Source organism: Streptosporangium sp. NPDC001681, assembly GCF_040298085.1.
Lineage (GTDB): Bacteria > Actinomycetota > Actinomycetes > Streptosporangiales > Streptosporangiaceae > Streptosporangium.
The window spans coordinates 18,952-35,312 of record NZ_JBEOZN010000001.1; the positions used below are offsets into that span (position 1 = coordinate 18,952).

At 71.3% G+C, this 16,361-nt stretch carries 13 protein-coding genes; 6 read left to right on the forward strand and 7 right to left on the reverse strand.

Annotated features, from left to right (window positions below; translation table 11 throughout):
* Positions 1–13: 13 nt before the first annotated feature.
* The 3 genes from ABT130_RS00080 (at position 14) to ABT130_RS00090 (ending at position 4,305) form a co-directional block, all read left to right on the forward strand.
* Positions 14–1,522 carry an FAD-binding oxidoreductase gene (locus ABT130_RS00080; RefSeq protein ID WP_350951555.1) on the forward strand — a complete coding sequence of 503 codons (1,509 nt, stop codon included), beginning with the start codon at positions 14–16 and terminating at the stop codon, positions 1,520–1,522.
* A 91-nt stretch (positions 1,523–1,613) separates the two neighbouring features.
* The gene (locus ABT130_RS00085) at positions 1,614–3,689 is read left to right on the forward strand and encodes a sensor histidine kinase (protein ID WP_350951557.1); all 2,076 of its coding nucleotides are present in this window, start codon (positions 1,614–1,616) and stop codon (positions 3,687–3,689) included.
* A complete protein-coding gene (locus tag ABT130_RS00090) occupies positions 3,667–4,305 on the forward strand; it encodes a response regulator (protein ID WP_350920913.1) in 639 nt (212 codons plus the stop codon). The genes ABT130_RS00085 and ABT130_RS00090 overlap by 23 nt, the downstream gene beginning before the upstream one ends.
* On the opposite strand, the gene ABT130_RS00095 is transcribed toward ABT130_RS00090, so the two are convergent.
* Both ABT130_RS00095 and ABT130_RS00100 read right to left on the reverse strand, forming a co-directional pair.
* Positions 4,277–4,945 (reverse strand): hypothetical protein, encoded by a 669-nt coding sequence (locus ABT130_RS00095; RefSeq protein ID WP_350951559.1) that lies wholly within the window; start codon positions 4,943–4,945, stop codon positions 4,277–4,279. The two genes, ABT130_RS00090 and ABT130_RS00095, sit on opposite strands and share 29 nt — an antisense overlap.
* Before the next feature lie 226 nt (positions 4,946–5,171).
* Positions 5,172–7,175 (reverse strand): acetoacetate--CoA ligase, encoded by a 2,004-nt coding sequence (locus ABT130_RS00100; RefSeq protein WP_350920908.1) that lies wholly within the window; start codon positions 7,173–7,175, stop codon positions 5,172–5,174.
* Positions 7,176–7,403: 228 nt separating this feature from the next.
* Between ABT130_RS00100 and ABT130_RS00105 the strand changes: the two genes are divergently transcribed.
* Positions 7,404–8,123, forward strand: coding sequence for an NTF2-like N-terminal transpeptidase domain-containing protein (locus ABT130_RS00105; protein ID WP_350951561.1), 720 nt, complete (start codon positions 7,404–7,406; stop codon positions 8,121–8,123).
* Positions 8,124–8,227: 104 nt separating this feature from the next.
* On the forward strand, positions 8,228–10,537 hold the full coding sequence (locus tag ABT130_RS00110) for a tetratricopeptide repeat protein (RefSeq protein WP_350951563.1): 2,310 nt from the start codon (positions 8,228–8,230) through the stop codon (positions 10,535–10,537).
* Positions 10,538–10,611: 74 nt separating this feature from the next.
* Here ABT130_RS00110 and ABT130_RS00115 read toward each other — a convergent pair whose 3' ends face one another.
* From ABT130_RS00115 to ABT130_RS00130, 4 genes are all read right to left on the reverse strand, one after another.
* Positions 10,612–11,397 carry an HAD family hydrolase gene (locus ABT130_RS00115; protein WP_350951565.1) on the reverse strand — a complete coding sequence of 262 codons (786 nt, stop codon included), beginning with the start codon at positions 11,395–11,397 and terminating at the stop codon, positions 10,612–10,614.
* A 157-nt stretch (positions 11,398–11,554) separates the two neighbouring features.
* A complete protein-coding gene (locus ABT130_RS00120; RefSeq protein WP_350920899.1) occupies positions 11,555–12,187 on the reverse strand; it encodes an HAD family hydrolase in 633 nt (210 codons plus the stop codon).
* A gap of 90 nt (positions 12,188–12,277) precedes the next feature.
* Positions 12,278–12,784 carry a DUF6912 family protein gene (locus ABT130_RS00125; RefSeq protein ID WP_350951567.1) on the reverse strand — a complete coding sequence of 169 codons (507 nt, stop codon included), beginning with the start codon at positions 12,782–12,784 and terminating at the stop codon, positions 12,278–12,280.
* A gap of 134 nt (positions 12,785–12,918) precedes the next feature.
* Complete coding sequence (locus ABT130_RS00130; RefSeq protein ID WP_350951569.1) at positions 12,919–13,563, reverse strand: HAD family hydrolase; 645 nt, start codon at positions 13,561–13,563, stop codon at positions 12,919–12,921.
* 81 nt (positions 13,564–13,644) lie between these two features.
* Here ABT130_RS00130 and ABT130_RS00135 point away from each other — a divergent pair, with 81 nt between their 5' ends.
* A complete protein-coding gene (locus tag ABT130_RS00135) occupies positions 13,645–14,847 on the forward strand; it encodes an acyl-CoA dehydrogenase family protein (protein WP_350920890.1) in 1,203 nt (400 codons plus the stop codon).
* A gap of 538 nt (positions 14,848–15,385) precedes the next feature.
* On the opposite strand, the gene ABT130_RS00140 is transcribed toward ABT130_RS00135, so the two are convergent.
* A complete protein-coding gene (locus ABT130_RS00140) occupies positions 15,386–16,150 on the reverse strand; it encodes a hypothetical protein (protein WP_350951571.1) in 765 nt (254 codons plus the stop codon).
* Positions 16,151–16,361: the final 211 nt, after the last annotated feature.

Here is a 16,361-nt window from a genome sequence, read left to right on the forward strand (position 1 = left end):
TCGGGGAGAACGCATGCGGACCGCTCCTGACAGGCGGGCATTCCTTCGTACCGGCGGCCTGGCCGCTCTGGCACTGGGCGCTCAGGGCACACCCGCCCTGGGCGCCACCGGCGTGACCGGCCGGGACACCACGGGCGCCGCGAGCGGCCCACGCCCCGCTGACTGGCGGGCCCTGGCCGACGGGCTGGCCGGCAAGGTCATCCGGCCTGGCGACGCCTCGTACGACAGCGCACGCCGGCTGTTCAACCCCACCTTCGACGCGGTGCGGCCCGCGGGCGTGGCCTACTGCGCCACCCCCTCCGACGTCGCCGAGTGCGTCGGCTTCGCGCGCCGGCTGAACGTGCCGCTGGCCGTGCGGTCCGGCGGGCACTCCTACGCGGGCTGGTCAACCGGGACCGGCCTGGTCCTGGACGTGTCCCGGATGAGCAAGGTGAGCCACACCGCCGGGCGGGCGAGGGTCGGGGCGGGCGCCAAGCTGATCGACGTCTACGACAGGCTCGCCGCGAGCGGGGTCAGCATCCCCGCCGGGACCTGCGCCACGGTCGGGGTGAGCGGGCTGGCCCTGGGCGGCGGCATCGGCGTGGTCTCCAGGAAGTACGGCCTGACCTGCGACGTGATGGAGTCCGTCCAGATCGTCACGGCCGATGGACAGTTGCTGACCTGCGACGCGAACCACAACGCCGACCTGTACTGGGCCTCCCGGGGCGGCGGCGGGGGCAACCTCGGCGTGGCGGTCTCCTTCGAGTTCCGGACCCACCCGGCCCGCGAGGTCACGGTGTTCTTCCTGCACTGGCCGTGGTCGAAGGCGGCCAGGGCGCTGCGCGCCTGGCAGGCGTGGGGCCCCTCGGCCCCGGACGCCCTGTGGTCGGGCATGCACCTCAGCCGCGACGGCGGGATGGACGTGCAGGTCGTCGGGCTCTACCTCGGCGGCAGGGCCGACTGCGAGCGGCTGCTCGACCGGCTGGCCGACGCGGCCGGGTCGCCCTCGTCGAGCTACGTCCGGCAGACCTCCTACCGCCAGGCCATGCTGACCATGGCGGGTTGCGGCTCGCTCTCGGTCACCCAGTGCCACCTGGGCGGGTCCCTGCCGGGGCAGACCAGGGGCGGGCGGCTGTCCAGGGACACCTTCACCGCCAAGTCGCACATGGCCTACCGCCCGCTCTCCGAGGCCGGGGCCGGGGCCCTGGTCGCCCAGGTCGCCCGCCCCGGCAACCACACCGTGCTGCTGGACGCCCTCGGCGGCGCCGTCGCCCGGGTCCGCCCCGACGCCACCGCCTTCCCGCACCGGGCCGCCCTCTACAGCGTGCAGTACTACGCCCACCGCGCCGGAGCGGCCGCCTGGGCCAGGACCGCGCACGCGGCGATGCGACCCCACTTCGGCGACCACGCCTACGTCAACTACATCGACCCCGAGCTCGGTGGCTGGCGCGCGGCCTACTACGGAGCGAACGCCACCAGGCTCGCCCAGATCAAGGCCGCCCGCGACCCGGGCCGGCTGTTCCGGCTCCCCCAGGGGATCTGATCCCGGGGGCCGCTCCTTTGATCGGCGAGCCCCACCCCGAGACATCGTCCCCCGGGCCGGATACGGTGTGGCGACCGGCTCGGGAGGCACAGTGGCGGCGGCAGCGGCGCGCATCGCGTGGTCATGGTGCGCCCTGACCCTGGTGCTGACCGCGCTCGGCGTCGTCCTGGCCGTTCTCAACGGGACGGATCCGCTCACCCTGTCCCATCTGCTGTTCGTGGCGGCCTGCGCGCTGGCGGGCGGCCTCATCGGCTCGCGCCGTCCCGAGCACGGGGTGGGCCGGCTGTTGACGGTGAGCGCGTTCTGCTTCGCGCTCATGGAGTTCTGCGGGCAGTACGCGATCCTCGGTCTCGTCACCCGTCCCGGGCTGCCCCTGGCCGAAGCCCTGGCCTGGCCGCAGACCTGGCTCTGGGTGCCGGCGAACCTGTCGGCCTGCCTGATCCCGCTGTTCTTCCCCGATGGGCGGCTGTCCTCGGCGGGAGCACGCCGGCTGGTGATCGGCGCCACCGCCGCGGGAGCGGTGGCCATGGTGGCCGGCGCGTTCCGGCCCGGTGAGAACAGCCAGGTCGCCGAGGGCAGCGGCGTGGTCAACCCGCTCGGGGTGACCGCTCTCGCGGACGCGGCACCGGTGGTGGAGACGGCGATGACCGCCCTGCTCGCCGTGGTGTTCTTCGCGGGCGCGCTGGGGCTGGGCGTGCGGGCTCTTCGGAGCGGCGGCCGGGAGCGCCGCCAGGTCGCCTGGCTGGTCTACGCGGTCGGTATCGAGGTGGTGGTCGTCGCGGCCAGGTTGGCGGCCGGGCTGACCGACGACGTCCCCGGCTCCATCTGGCCCATGACCAACACCTCGTGGGAGCTGGTCGGCGGAGTCGGCGTGACCCTCCTGCCGGTCGCCATCTGCGTCGCGATCCTGCGCCACCGGCTCTTCGACATCGACCTGGTGATCAACCGGACGCTGGTCTACGCGCTGCTGTCGGGATGCGTGACCGGCGGGTACGTGCTCGTGGTCGGCTACCTCGGCGCGCTCTTCCCCACCGGGGACCTGCCGATCTCGATCCTGGCCGCCGGGCTCGTGGCCCTCGCCTTCGCGCCGCTGCGGGAACGGCTGCAGGGCTGGGTCAACCTGCTGACGTACGGGGAGCGCGACGATCCGTACGCGGCGCTCACCCGCCTGGGCCGCAGGCTGGAGAGCACCGCCGAGCCGGGCACCGTGCTGCCGGGGGTCGCCCGGTCGGTCGCCGAGGCGCTGCGCCTGCCGTACGCGGCGGTCGAGACGGCCGGGGGCACGCGGTACGCGTCCGGCACGCCCGGCGGGGAGCTCCTGCGGCTGCCACTGACGCACAACGGCGAGCGGGCCGGTGACCTCATCCTGTCGCCCAGGCCGGGAGAGAGCGAGTTCGGCCCCCGCGACCTGCGCGTCCTCGGCGACCTGGCCAGGCAGATCGCGGTGGCCGTGCACGCCGTACGGCTCTCCGCCGACCTGCGGCGCTCGCGGGAGCGGCTGGTGATGGCCCGCGAGGAGGAGCGGCGCAGGCTGAGGCGCGATCTGCACGACGGGCTCGGGCCCACGCTGGCCGCGCTGACCATGCGTGCCGAGGCCGTGCACGACCTGGTCGAGGACGAGCACGCGCGGCGGCTGCTGGCCGAGATCGCCTCCGACGCCGAGGCCGCGGTGGCCGATGTGCGGACCCTGGTGGACGGCCTGCGCCCACCCGCGCTGGACTCCCTGGGGCTGCTCGGCGCGCTCCGCGCCCACACGATCCGGCAGCCGTCCGGCCTGCGGGTGGCCCTGCGCGCCCCGGACGACCTGCCGCCGCTACCGGCCGCCACCGAGGTCGCCGCCTACCGGATCGCGTCCGAGGCGCTGGCCAACGTGCGCAGGCACGCCGGAGCGACCCGCGCGGAGCTGCGAATCGAGGTGGTGGACGGCACGCTGAGGCTGGAGGTATCCGACGACGGCCGGGGGATGCGCCAGGAGGCGCCCGTCCCCGACGGCCCCCAAGAGCCGGGCCGCGCGGGGGTCGGGCTGGCGTCGATGTGGGAGCGTGCCGTGGAGTTGGGCGGATCGTGCGTGTTCGAGGAGCATCCGGGAGGCGGGACCCTTGTCAGGGTCGTGCTGCCGGCGGCCGAGGAAGGAGGCGGTGGTGGTGATCCGGATCCTGCTGGTTGACGACCATCCGGGTTTTCGCGCGGGGCTGCGGACCCTGCTGTCGACGACCGAGGGCATCGAAATCGCCGACGAGGCGGCCAGCGGCGAGCAGGCGCTGGCCCTGGTCGGGCGGGCGCAGCCCGACGTGGTCCTGATGGACCTGGCGATGCCGGGGATGGGCGGGGTCGCGGCCACCGAGCGGCTCACCCACGACCACCCGCACATCCGGGTGGTCGTGCTCAGCATGTCGGACGACGACGACTCGGTGTTCGCGGCCATGCGGGCCGGCGCCAGGGGCTACGTTCTCAAGGGCGCGAGGAAGGCGGAGATCGTCCGGTCCGTGCAGGCGGTGGCCGAGGGCGAGGCCATCTTCGGCCCGGCCATCGCCACCCGGCTGGCGAGCTACTTCGGCGAGCAGGGGCGCGAGCAGGGGCGGGAGGAGGCGCTGCCCGAGCTGACCAGACGGGAGCGGGAGATCCTCGGCCTGGTCGCCGAGCATCTGACGAACCCGCAGATCGCCGCCAGGCTCGGGCTGAGCCAGAAGACCGTGCGCAATCACGTGTCGGCCGTCTTCACCAAGCTCCAGGTGGCGGACCGGGCACAGGCGATCATGCGCGCGCGGGAAGCGGGGTTGTGACCTGCCCACTCCACTCGGCGTCCGGCATCCGCAGCACACGCAGCGCGATCCAGCCGTACGCGGCCAGGTGGAACAGGGCGCCCGTAGCCTGTACGGCCGGTGCCTGGTCGATGGCCAGGAAGGGGACCAGCGTTCCCGCGAACGCGACGACCGGCACCCACCAGGGGGCGACCCTGACCGCGGCCAGCGCGATGAGCAGGGTGAACAGCCCGACGTGGGCGAGGAAGCCGGGCAGCAGCATGCCGTACAGGAATCCCCAGAGCTCGCCGGCCCGGGCCGTGACCGCCTCCGCCTGCGCGTCGGGCAGTATCTGGGCCAGGGCCAGGTCGTAGAAGTCGGTGGTGAAGAGCGTCAGCGCGTGCCCGCAGCCGATCAGGCCGATCGCGGCCCCCAGGTTGCTCGTCCTCGGGGCGCGCCCGCGCAGCAGGTGGGCCAGGGCGAAGGTCACCGGGATGAGGGCGAGCGCGGCCCACAGGTAGAGAAGCGCGCTGACCTGCACCGTCGTCGCGTTCTCCCGGAAGACCGCGGGGGCGTGGCTTCTTCCCGGCGGCGAGGTGAGGAAGGCGAGAAACTCCAGCAGCGGCCAGGCGAGCAGGGCGATGCCGGCGACGATCCGGCGGAACGAATCAGGATTTTTCATCACCTGGACAGCGAACCCGGACCCCGTCCCAGGCCGCCTGGGCCGATGCCCCCGATCCCCGGGAGGAATGTCCCCGCAGCCCGGGATCACCCCGCCACGTCCCGCGGGGCGCATCTCGGCGGCCTCCGCGGTTCGGGCGGCGCCCGGGAAGGCCGGTCCTCGGGCCCGTGCCCGAGGAAACCGTGCTCAAGGAAACCGTGCCCGGTGACGTGGCGGGGCGGGGCGGTCAGCGCCGCGCGGTGTCGGCCTCCGGGACGAAGTGGGAGAGGACCTCGGGGTTGGCCATGGCGTCGAGATTGGCGGCCTTCTCCGGGGGGACACCGAGGAGGATCTTGCGGATCGGGACCTCCAGCTTCTTGCCGCTGAGGGTGCGGGGGATGCCGGGGACCTCGATGATCTCGTTCGGCACATGGCGCGGGGAGAGCCTCTCCCTGAGCTCCCGGCGCAGGCGCATGACCAGGTCGTCCCGGAGCGTCTCCCCCTCGGCCATGGTGACGTACAGCAGCAGGCGGCCCTCCTGCCCGAGCTGGCCGGTGTCGATCACCAGGCTGTCGGCGATCTCCTCGAAACCTTCCACCACGCGGTAGAACTCGCTGGTGCCCATCCGCACCCCGCCCCGGTTCAGTGTCGAGTCGGAGCGGCCGTAGATCACCGAGCCGCCGTCAGGAAGGATCTTGATCCAGTCACCGTGCCGCCAGACCCCGGGGTACTCGGAGAAGTAACTGTCGCGGTAGCGCGACCCGTCCGGGTCGTTCCAGAACATCACCGGCATCGACGGCATCGGCAGGGTCACCACCAGCTCGCCGACCTCGCCGATCACCGACCTGCCCGACGGATCGAAGGACTCCACCTTCGCTCCCAGGCAGCGGCAGGGGATCACGCCCGCCCGGACCGGGAGCAGCGGGACCGCGCCGACGAAACCGGTGCACACGTCGGTGCCCCCGGAGAACGAACCGAGCTGCACGTCCGGCAGCGCGTCGTGCACCCAGCCGAACCCCTCGGGCGGCAGCGGCGAGCCGGTGGAACCGAGCCCCCGCAGCCGGTCGAGGCCCGACGGCTTGAGGCCGGCCTTCATGGACGCGATCACGTACGGAGCGCCCGTACCGAAGTAGGTGACCCCCTCCTCGGCGGCCAGCCGCCAGAGCGCGTCGGTCTGGGGGTAGGTCGCCGCCCCGTCGTAGAGCACCACGGTCGAGCCGACCAGCAGTCCGCCGACGAGGTAGTTCCACATCATCCAGCCGGTGGTGGTGTACCAGAAGAAGACGTCGTCCTCACCCAGGTCCTGGTGGAAGGAGGTCGCCTTGAGGTGTTCGAGCACCACACCGCCGTGGCCGTGCACGATCGGCTTGGGCAGCCCGGTGGTGCCCGAGGAGTAGACGATCCAGAGCGGGTGCCCGAACGGCACCGGCTCGAAGTCGAGCGGCCCCGCGACGGAGCGCAGCTCCGCCCAGCTCACCGTACGGACCCCGGCCCCGGGCCCCGGAGCGTCCGCCGCGCCGGAACCGCCGGGAATGTCCGCGCCCGGCGTACTCCGCGCGCCCCGCACGTCCTCGGCCGAGATCCGGACCCGCGCCACCAGCGTCGGCAGCCTGGCCGCGATGTCGTCGACGACCGCGCTTCGGTCGAAGCTCCTGCCGTTGTAGTCGTAGCCGTCGACCGCGACGAGCACCTTCGGCTCGATCTGGGTGAAACGGTCGATCACGCTGGACGCCCCGAAGTCGGGCGAGCAGGAGGACCAAACGGCTCCCAGGGAGGCGGTCGCCAGGAAGGCGATCAGCGCCTCGGGGACGTTCGGTACGTAGGCCGCGACCCGGTCGCCCCGTCCGACACCCAGCGCCGCCAGGCCCGCGCGGACCCGTGCCACCTCCTCGGCCAGCTCGCCCCTGGTGAACGTCCGCCGCCCGCCCGCCTCGTCGCGGGCGACCACCGCGAGCCGCCCGGGGTCGGAGGCGGCCCCGCGCAGCGCGTTGGCCGCGTAGTTCACCGTCGACCCGGCGAACCATTCCGTGCCGGGCATCTCCCCCGACAGGACCGGCCCGTCACCGCGCTCCCCCACGACCTCGAAGTAGTCCCAGATCGACGTCCAGAACTCGGCCGGGGCGTCAACCGACCACTGCCACAGCGACTCGTAGTCACCGGCCCGGCCCAGCCACTCCGCATAACGGGTGACCTTCGCGTTCCTCACAACCTCCGGGGAGGGCTCCCAGAGCAGCGCACCTTCCTCAACCATGGCCCTATCCTCTCGGCGCCCCAACCGAATGTCATCCCCAGGGTTCACATATCGCCCCGGCACACCGTGTGGACCGGCCACACACGCCCTCGCCACCACCCCTGGGAAACAGGCCACCACCAGCACCGATATCCATTCGGCTATCGGTCTCCCCCTGTCCCAAATATTGGACATAAGGGACAACTCTCTGGTCTTCTCTGTCCCCGACGACGAAGGGCGACCACTGCCATGAGGCTGAGACACCTGGCCACCGCGACCGCGCTGGTGCTGGCGGCCGCGAGCGCGGGCACTGTATGGGCACTGCACACCGAAGGCTCGCCCGAGGAGACCGCGGAGATGTTCCTGACCGCGTGGGGCCGGCAGGACTACCCGGCGATGCGTGCGCTGACCGTCGAGCCGCCGGACGACTTCGAGCGCTGGTACCGGCGTTTCCGTACCGACCTGAAGCTGACGGGGGCCGCCTTCAGCGTCCTGGGAGACGCCCGGGACGGCGAGCCCGCCACCGTCGGGTTCCGCGCGACGCTGGAGGGGCCCGTGAACTGGGCCTACGAGGGGTCACTGAGACTGGTCGAGCACGAGCGCACCTGGCGGGTGGAGTGGAGCCCGACCGCCGTCCACCCCAGGCTCGGAACGGGCCTGCGGATCAAGACCATGCTGGTCAAGGCCGAGCCGCGGAAGCTGGAACCCGAGATCCTGCGGGCACTGCGCACGCTGATGCCCGCGGTGGTGGTGGAGGGCACCGCGAGCGCGGTCCCCTTCCCCTCCGGCACGGCGGGCAAGACCGGGACCGCGGAGTTCGGCTCGGGCAAGGAACCGCCGTCGCACGCCTGGTTCATCGGCTACCGGGGAGACCTGGCGTTCTCCATCGTGGTGGAGGGCGGCGGCGCCGGCTCCACGGTGGCCGCCCCCATCGCGAGCCGCTTCCTGACCGGCCTCCCGCAGCGGTGACCTTCACCCGCGGGCCGCTCCCGCCCTCCGGCACGCGAAGGTAGTCGATCACCGTTTGGCGTCATCCGTGCCCGGCGGCGGTGTTCGATCGGAGGATGGGGCACATGACGGATCAGCGAAGGTCGTCGCGTGAGAAGCCGCCGGTAGCGGTCTCCGCCGTGGTGGCCGACTTCACCGCCCGGCCGCCGGTGCGTGAGCAGATCGTCGAGGGCGCCGTCCCCGCACCTCCGACGGGGTTTCAGGTGCGCGAGGATCTGCTGGCGCAACTCGCCGCCACGGAGGCGGTGTGCGCGCTGACCGGCGCTCCGGGGGTGGGCAAAACGCTGCTGGCCGCCTCGTACGCGTGGGCCTGCCAGGCGGCGGGGTGGCCGGTGGTGGCCTGGATTCCCGCCGCGACCACCGATCAGATCCTCACCGGGCTGGAGGACCTCGCCCATCGGCTGGGGGTGCGCGTCCCCGTTGACACCATCGAGAGTGCCTCGGACAAGGCGAAGGCGTGGCTGTCGGGGACGCATCAGCCGTGCCTGGTGGTGTTCGACGGCGCCACCGACATCCAGGCGGTGCGGCGCTGGTGTCCGGCCGGCGGAGCGGCCCGGGTGGTGATCACCTCCCGCGACCGTGCCTTCGGGGATCACTACGCCTCGATGGAGGTGGACGCCTTCACCCCGGCCCAGGCGGTGGCGTTCCTGGCCGGCCGCACCGGCCTGGCCGATGAGGACGCGGCCGCCGAGCTGGCCGAGGAGCTGGGGTGTCTGCCGCTGGCGCTGGCCCAGGCGGGCGCGGTCATCGCCCGGGAGAAGACCGGCTACCGCGGCTACCTGCGCTCGCTGCGCGATCTGTCCCCGGATCGGCACCCGGCCCCCCTGGAGGGCGAGGAGTATCCGGCCTGGGCCGCGCGGACGATCCTCGTGTCGCTCGGCCACGCCGAGGAGACCGTCGCGGGCGCCCGCCCGGTGCTGGAGAGGCTGGCGGTGCTGTCTTCGTTCGGCGTGGCCAGGTCGCTGCTGCCCGGTGGTGCGGAACCCGAGGAGCGATCGGGCATCGACGAGCTGCTGTCCGGGTTGGCCGACACCTCGCTGATCACCTTCAGCGACGATGGCCGGGTGGTGCTGATGCACGGCCTGATCCAGCGAGTGCTGCGCGAACGCGCCCGGCACGACGGCCGCCTGGGGCAGGTGCTGGCCGATGCCGTCGGCCCGCTGCGCGCGTTGAACGACCTGATCAACGAGGAGACCACGCCCTGGAAAGCCAGGGGCATGGCGAAGTCCCTGCGGGAACACATCGGTGTCCTCTATGCCACCGCCTCCCCCGTCGGCCTCCTGACGCCTGACCTGCTGCTGCTGCGCGGCTGGTCCGGCGACTACCTGCGGGAGATGGGCGACCTGTCCCGCGCCATCACCCTGCATGAGGTGACACTGGCCGAATCCGAGCGGCTGCTGGGCACCGACCACCCCGCCACCCTGGGCAGCCGCCACGACCTCGCCTGCAGCTATCAGGCGGCGGAGCGGACGCAGGAGACCATCGCCCTGTTCGAGCAGGTCCTGGCCGAACGGGAGCGGGTGCTGGGGGTCGACCACCTCGACACCCTGACCAGCCGCCAGGTCCTTGCCTACACCTACCAGTGGGGAGAACGGACTCAGGAGGCCATCACCCTGTATGAGCGGGCTGTGGCCGACTGCGAGCGGGTGCTGGGCAGCGACCACCATCTCACCCTGGGCACCCGCCATGACCTCGCCGACACCTATCGGGCTGCGGGGCGTACGCGGGAGGCCATCACCCTGTTCGAGCAGGTCCTGGCCGACTGCGAGCGGGTGCTGGGCACCGACCACCACATCAGCCTGGCCAGTCGCCACAACCTCGCCGACGCCCATCAGCTGGAGGGGCGGCCACAGAAGGCCGTCACCCTGTACGAGCAGCTCCTGCCCGACTGCGAGCGAGCGCTTGGCCGCGACCACCTCCTCACCTTGACCACCCGCGGCAACCTCTCCGGCGCCTATCGGGCGGCGGGGCGGACACAGAGGGCCATCACCTCGTATGAGGCGATGCTGACCGACTGCGAGCGGCTGCTGGACGCCGATGCTCCCCTCACCCTGACCGGCCGCCACAACCTCGCCGAGATTTACCTGGAGGCGGGTCGGCTGCGGGAGGCCATCGCCCTGTACGAGCGGGTCGTGGCCGAACGGGAACGGGCACTGGGCGCCGACCACCTTGACACCCTGACCAGCCGCCACCACCTCGCCTGCACCCACGACTCGGCGGGACGGACACGAGAGGCCATCGCCATGTTCAAGCAGGTCCTGGCCGACTGCGAGCGGGTGCTGGGCGCCGACCATCCGAACACGCGGGCGGCCCGGGAGAGCATTGACAATGTCCGCTCCTTCTTGCCGAGGTGGCGACGCCTGATCGGCCGGTGAGCCCGAGGTGGCCGGCAAGGGGGTAGGGGAAGACAGCGCTGTCGAGTTCGCCCGGCCCGCCTACCGGACAGGAATCAGCGGCCGGCGGGGGAGTGACCGGCGCGGCGGGCCGGGGAGGTGAGGCCGGCGACGGCGGCCACCACCTCGGAGGGGTTGGCGAGGTCGGGCAGGACCGCGTCCGCCCCGGCCTCGTGCAGCTCGGCCGCCAGGGAGCGCCCGGAGGCGACGCCGATCATCGCGGCCCCGGCGATCCTGGCGGCTTGGACGTCCCTGGCCGAGTCGCCGATCAGCACGGTGTTGCTCCCGTCGAAGGTCGCCCCGTACTTCTGCTTGGCCCGGCCCTGCGCGACCTGCAGGAGGGTGGCCTTGGGATAGACCTCCTCGCCATAGCCGCCGATCTCGAAGTCGACGTACTTGTCGAGGCCGAACGCGGTCAGCTTGTGCACGGCGTTGCTCTTGATCGTGCCGGTGAGCACCGACTGGACCGCGCCGTCGAGCTTTGCCACCGCCTTCAGCGCGTCGCGGGCCCCGGGCATCATCCGGCCCTCCTTGGCCAGGCGCCTGCGCCTGGCTCCGAAGGATTCGGCCAGCGCGTCGAGGAACCTGGGGAGGTGGTCGTCCCCGGCGACGATCCCGTTGATGGCGAGCATCTCGAAGACGATCTCAGAGTCCGGGCGCCCGTTGGGCTGGGTCAGCTTGACCAGGGGCCTGCCGGTGACAGCGCGGAAGGCCTCCGCGTATGCCTCGCGGGTGACGATGGACACGTCGACCAGGGTGAGGTCGATGTTCCAGAGAACGAGGCGGTTGATCGGAGCCTCCCGGAATGGGTGCGGATGCCCAGGGTACGGCCGGAGGCGCATGGCGACCGCCTCCGATGCCGAAAACATTAGTTTTTGGTGGGATTGCCCTGTGGTGGTGCCCCCTCCACCATGCCGACCGGGAAACCCCACCGTTCACCTGTCCGGCCCGCGACCATTTTTCGGATACGACGGCCTCCGCAGGCCCGAGGGGCAGAGCCTAGGCGTGGTCGAGGGCGTTCGCGAGGGTGTCGACGACCGGGACGCCGCAGGACATCAGGTCGGCGCGGCTGGTCATGCCGCCGGTGTAGAGGACCGCGCGCGCGCCGACGTGCTGGGCGGCGTGCGCGTCGTCCAGGCTGTCGCCGATCACGAGGACGTCGGCCGGGTCGATGCCGAGCGCGGCCAGGTGGGCCACCATCGACTCGGCCTTGTGTCCGCCGGAGGCGCTGCGCAGACCGTCGATCCGGGTGAAGTGGTGGTCGATGCCGAACTCCGCGATCTTGGGAACCAGCCGGTCATGCGCCCACATGGACAGCAGCGACTGCCTGCCTCCCGTGTTCCCCCAGCTTTCCAGGGTGGAGAGCGCGTCGTCGGCCAGCCCGCACTCCAGCATCAGCCGGTGGTAGTTGTCGTGGAAGCCAAGATCGAGCATCTCCCACTCGCCCTCGTGGAGGGCACGGCCGAGCATGCGCTCGTAGGCGGCCCAGATCGGGCGCGTGTAGACGGCACGGAAGCGGTCCGCATCGTAGGAGCCCAGCCCGTACGGCTCGAACACCGCGTTCGTCGCACCCACGACGGCGTCGATGTCGTGGAAGAGCGTGCCATTCCAATCCCAAACGATGTGTCTCATATTGCCTCCCAGGATAGCGAAAACCCTCGCTGGAGCGGCGCCACGACAGGGTGGTCGGCCCGCTCTCCGGACTCCGGACGCGAGAGGGGATCAGCCGACCAGGTCGGGAATCTCCTGGGTGGCGTACCAGAGGAGTTCGTTGGCCTCGACGCCGTCCACGGTGAACCTGGCGTCGTCGTCGCCCCGGTCGGCCGCGGGCAGCGCCGCGACGGCGGCCTCGACGTCCTTCACCGCCGACAGGTCGTCCACGTGGACGGCGGCGATCCGCGCCAGCGGCACCGCCGCGGCGAGTCGTACCCGGGCGCGCTCGTCCAGATCGGCGCTCACGCTCACGTCGCCCTCCGGTACGTCGACGGCGACGACCACCCGCCGCGCGGCGACCTCCACCCCGTCTGCGCGGTCGGCGGCCAGCATCCGCAGGGAATCCCTGGCCGCCTCGGTCAGTGCGACGTACTCCAGTTCCTCGGTGTCACCCGAGACGTACCACTCGATCAACGCGGGTGTCACCGCGTAGCCGGTCAGCGGGGCCGGGCCGAGCTCCCCCACGGTGGCCACGCGGGCCAGCGCCGGGAGCGTACACGGCAGGTAGACGCGCATCCATGCCTCGATCTATCTCTTAAGACATCGGCGCCGGTTCGGCGCCGATTCACGCATCGAGTGTGCCAGTACCGGCGACCCGCGGTGGTACCGCCCGCGCGGAGTGACCCGATCCGCTCCGGACCGGACGGGCGTCAGCGCAGCGAGACCCGCAACAGGGTCTCCAACTCGGCGATGGTCACCTCGGGGTCGCGATGGTGCACGCCGACGATGCCGAGCCGCCGGGCGGCCTCGATGTTGGCCTCGATGTCGTCGACGAACACGCACTGCTCACCGACCAGGCCGATCCTGCCGAGCGCGTGCTCGAAGATCCTCTGCTCGGGTTTGCGCATACCGATCTCTCCCGAGATGACGACCTCGTCGAAGACGTCGTCCCAGCCCTCGCGGGGATACTCGTTCGCCCAGGAGTTGGAGAGCAGGCAGGTGCGCAGCCCGGCGGCACGGGCCACCCGGAGCATCTCGTACATCGGCTCGACCCGGTGGAAACGGGAGAACATCCTGTCCAGCAGCCCCTCGGCGACCGGCGGCACGCCGTCCGTGGTGACCAGCCGGGCGGCCAGGTGGCGTTCGAAGTCCAGCCCGGAGATCTCCCCCCGCTCCAGAGCATGGATCACGTTCTCGCTGTTCTCCAGGCCCTCGTACGCGTGAACGATGAGTTCGCGCATCACCTGCCGGTAGTGGTCCGCGTCGAGTCTCTCGGCGACGATCCACTCCGCGACCGCCTCGGAAAGGCCGACGGTGAGCACGCCACCCCAGTCGATCAGCACGCCCTTGAGCATCTGTCCTCCTTAGTGGAACGGGTTCCAGGTTAAGTGTGGCCGGTGAACGATCGGAGAAGGGGTGGTGCCAAACTTGCCGCCATGGACTTCGCGCTCAGCGACAAGGCTCAGGAATACCTCGCCAATCTGACCGATTTCATGGCAACTCACGTATACCCGGCGGAGCCGGTCTACCATGCGTGGCGCCAGGCCAGGGGCTACGACAACCACGAACTGCCGCCGGTGGTGGAGGAGCTCAAGTCCGAGGCGCGCTCACGCGGCCTCTGGAACCTGTTCCTGCCCGATGAGTCGAACATGTCGGTGCTCGACTACGCCACCCTGGCCGAGGTCACCGGCCGTTCCATCGACCTCGCGCCCGAGGCACTGAACTGCGCGGCCCCCGACACCGGGAACATGGAGGTCCTGCACATGTTCGGCTCGCCCGAGCAGCGGGACCGGTGGCTCAAGCCCCTGCTCTCCGGGGAGATCCGCTCGGCGTTCGCGATGACCGAGCCCGCCGTGGCCTCAAGCGACGCGACCAACATCGCCACCTCCATCCGGCTCGACGGCTCCGAGTACGTGATCAACGGCCGCAAGTGGTTCATCACCGGGGTCGCCGACCCGCGCTGCGAGATCCTGATCGTGATGGGCAAGACCGATCCGGACGGCCCCCCGCACCGCCAGCAGTCGATGATCCTGGTCCCGATGGACACGCCGGGTGTGGAGGTCGTCCGTCACCTACCGCTCTTCGGCTACCAGGAGCAGCACGGCCACTCCGAGATCGTCTTCACGGACGTCCGGGTACCCGCCTCGAACCTGATCGCGGAAGAGGGCGACGGCTTCCGCATCGCCCAGGCCCGTCTCGGCCCCGGTCGCATCCACCACTGCATGCGTGCCATCGGCATGGCCGAGCGCGCCCTGGAGCTGATGTGCACCCGCGCCGCCAACCGGGTGGCCTTCGGCCAGACGCTGGCCCAGCAGGGCGTGGTGCAGCAGCAGATCGCCGAATCACGGCTGGCCATCGAGCAGGCCAGGCTGCTCACCCTGAAGGCCGCCTGGATGATCGACACGGTCGGCGTGAAGGCGGCCGCCTCGGAGATCTCCGCGATCAAGGTCGTCGCTCCGAGGATGGCGTGCGAGGTCATCGACCGCGCCATCCAGGTCCACGGCGGCATGGGTCTCGCCGACGACGTCCCGCTCGCCACGATGTACGCCCAGGCCCGCGCGATGCGCATATTCGACGGCCCGGACGAGGTTCACATTCGCACCGTGGCCCGTCGCGAGCTCAAGCCGTACCTCTCCTAGGACGCTCCGGAACGGGGTGCATACGGCCCGATGGATTGGAGATTCCTCCCCCAATATCCGATTCAAAGGTCGGTACGAGTTTCACGGCTCCAATTCGAGGAAGATTACGAACATGGCACTCAGGCCATATAGCTGCACGTAGAAGGCGTGATCGGCCTCCTGCGGGCTCCATTTGCACCTTCCCTCGGTTCCCATGAGGAGGGATCATGGCAGTAGCTCAGGCGAGCCGGTCACGCGCCCATACGGCGCGGAAGCCGACCACACCCGCCGCGTCCACCACGCACACACCGTCAGGCCGGAAGCAGGACAACCCCTCACTGAAGTTGAACCTTCCAATGATGACCGTGCAGTTCCGGCCGCCGCATGTTCACATGCCACACGTCAGCCGGCAGGAAGCGGGCCAAGCCGTCGACACCGCCAGGTCCTTCCTTCCGCCCCCTGAGCGCATCGTCTACTACGGAGGGCTCGGCGCCCTGGCTGTGGCGGGGTTGATCGAGTGGCCGGTGGCGGCCGCCATCGGGGTCGGGACGATGATCGCTCAGCGTGCCCGCGGGAGAGGCCGAGCCCCGGTCTCCGCGCCCCGGGCTCCGACGCCCACCGCACGAGCCGCCGGCACCACCAAACCCGCTGCTCGGACCACCACCACACGGGCCGCCAAACCCACGGCACGCGCCGCCAAACCCACGGCACGGGCCGCCAAACCCACGGCACGGGCCACCAGGCCCGCGGCACGGGCCGCCGGCACCACCACCCGGCCCACAAGCACCACCGCACGGGCCGCAAAACCCACGGCACGGGCCGCCAAACCCGCGGCACGAGCCGCCGGCACCACCACGCGCGCCGCCAAACCCGCTGCTCGGACCACCACCACACGGGCCGCCAAACCCACGGCGCGCGCCGCCAAACCCGCGGCACGGGCCACCAGACCCACGGCACGAGCCGCCGGCACCACCGCGCGGACGACGAGGACCACGAAACCCACCGCGCGGACCGCCAAGACCACGTCACGCGCCACCAGAGCCACCTCACGAGCCGCCGGCACCACCGCGCGGACCGCCAAGACCACGTCACGCGCCGCCAGGCCCACCTCACGAGCCGCCGGCACCACCGCGCGGACGACGAGGACCACGAAACCCACCGCACGAGCCGCAGGCACCACCTCACGGACCGCCAAGACCGCGTCGCGCGCCACCAGATCCGCATCGCGGACCTCGGCGTCCGTTTCCCGTGCCGCGAGCTCCGCCTCCAGGGCCACCAGGTCCGCCGCCCGCCCGAAGACCTCGACCCGCAGGAGCACCTCCAAGTGATCACAGTGATGGGGCCGATCGGGCCACGTGTAACCACGGCCTGATCGGCCTCGTCATCTCGTCTACTGGAGATCCGGATGTTCCTGCCCCGTCTGCTCTCGCTCCCCGCGGAAACTCTCTGGGGTGCCATGCCCGAAGTGATCCGCAACGCCCTGAGGCATTCCCGAGGGAGGCGAATCTGTCCTGGTGGGCTCCGTATCGACTTGT

Bases quoted from the DNA above. Each gene is read 5' to 3' on its own strand.
- ABT130_RS00080 (WP_350951555.1), top strand. From the start codon at position 14: ATGCGGACCGCTCCTGACAGGCGGGCATTCCTTCGTACCGGCGGCCTG.
- ABT130_RS00095 (WP_350951559.1), bottom strand. From the start codon at position 4,945: ATGAAAAATCCTGATTCGTTCCGCCGGATCGTCGCCGGCATCGCCCTG.
- ABT130_RS00100 (WP_350920908.1), bottom strand. From the start codon at position 7,175: ATGGTTGAGGAAGGTGCGCTGCTCTGGGAGCCCTCCCCGGAGGTTGTG.
- ABT130_RS00105 (WP_350951561.1), top strand. From the start codon at position 7,404: ATGAGGCTGAGACACCTGGCCACCGCGACCGCGCTGGTGCTGGCGGCC.
- ABT130_RS00110 (WP_350951563.1), top strand. From the start codon at position 8,228: ATGACGGATCAGCGAAGGTCGTCGCGTGAGAAGCCGCCGGTAGCGGTC.
- ABT130_RS00115 (WP_350951565.1), bottom strand. From the start codon at position 11,397: ATGCGCCTCCGGCCGTACCCTGGGCATCCGCACCCATTCCGGGAGGCT.
- ABT130_RS00120 (WP_350920899.1), bottom strand. From the start codon at position 12,187: ATGAGACACATCGTTTGGGATTGGAATGGCACGCTCTTCCACGACATC.
- ABT130_RS00125 (WP_350951567.1), bottom strand. From the start codon at position 12,784: ATGCGCGTCTACCTGCCGTGTACGCTCCCGGCGCTGGCCCGCGTGGCC.
- ABT130_RS00130 (WP_350951569.1), bottom strand. From the start codon at position 13,563: ATGCTCAAGGGCGTGCTGATCGACTGGGGTGGCGTGCTCACCGTCGGC.
- ABT130_RS00135 (WP_350920890.1), top strand. From the start codon at position 13,645: ATGGACTTCGCGCTCAGCGACAAGGCTCAGGAATACCTCGCCAATCTG.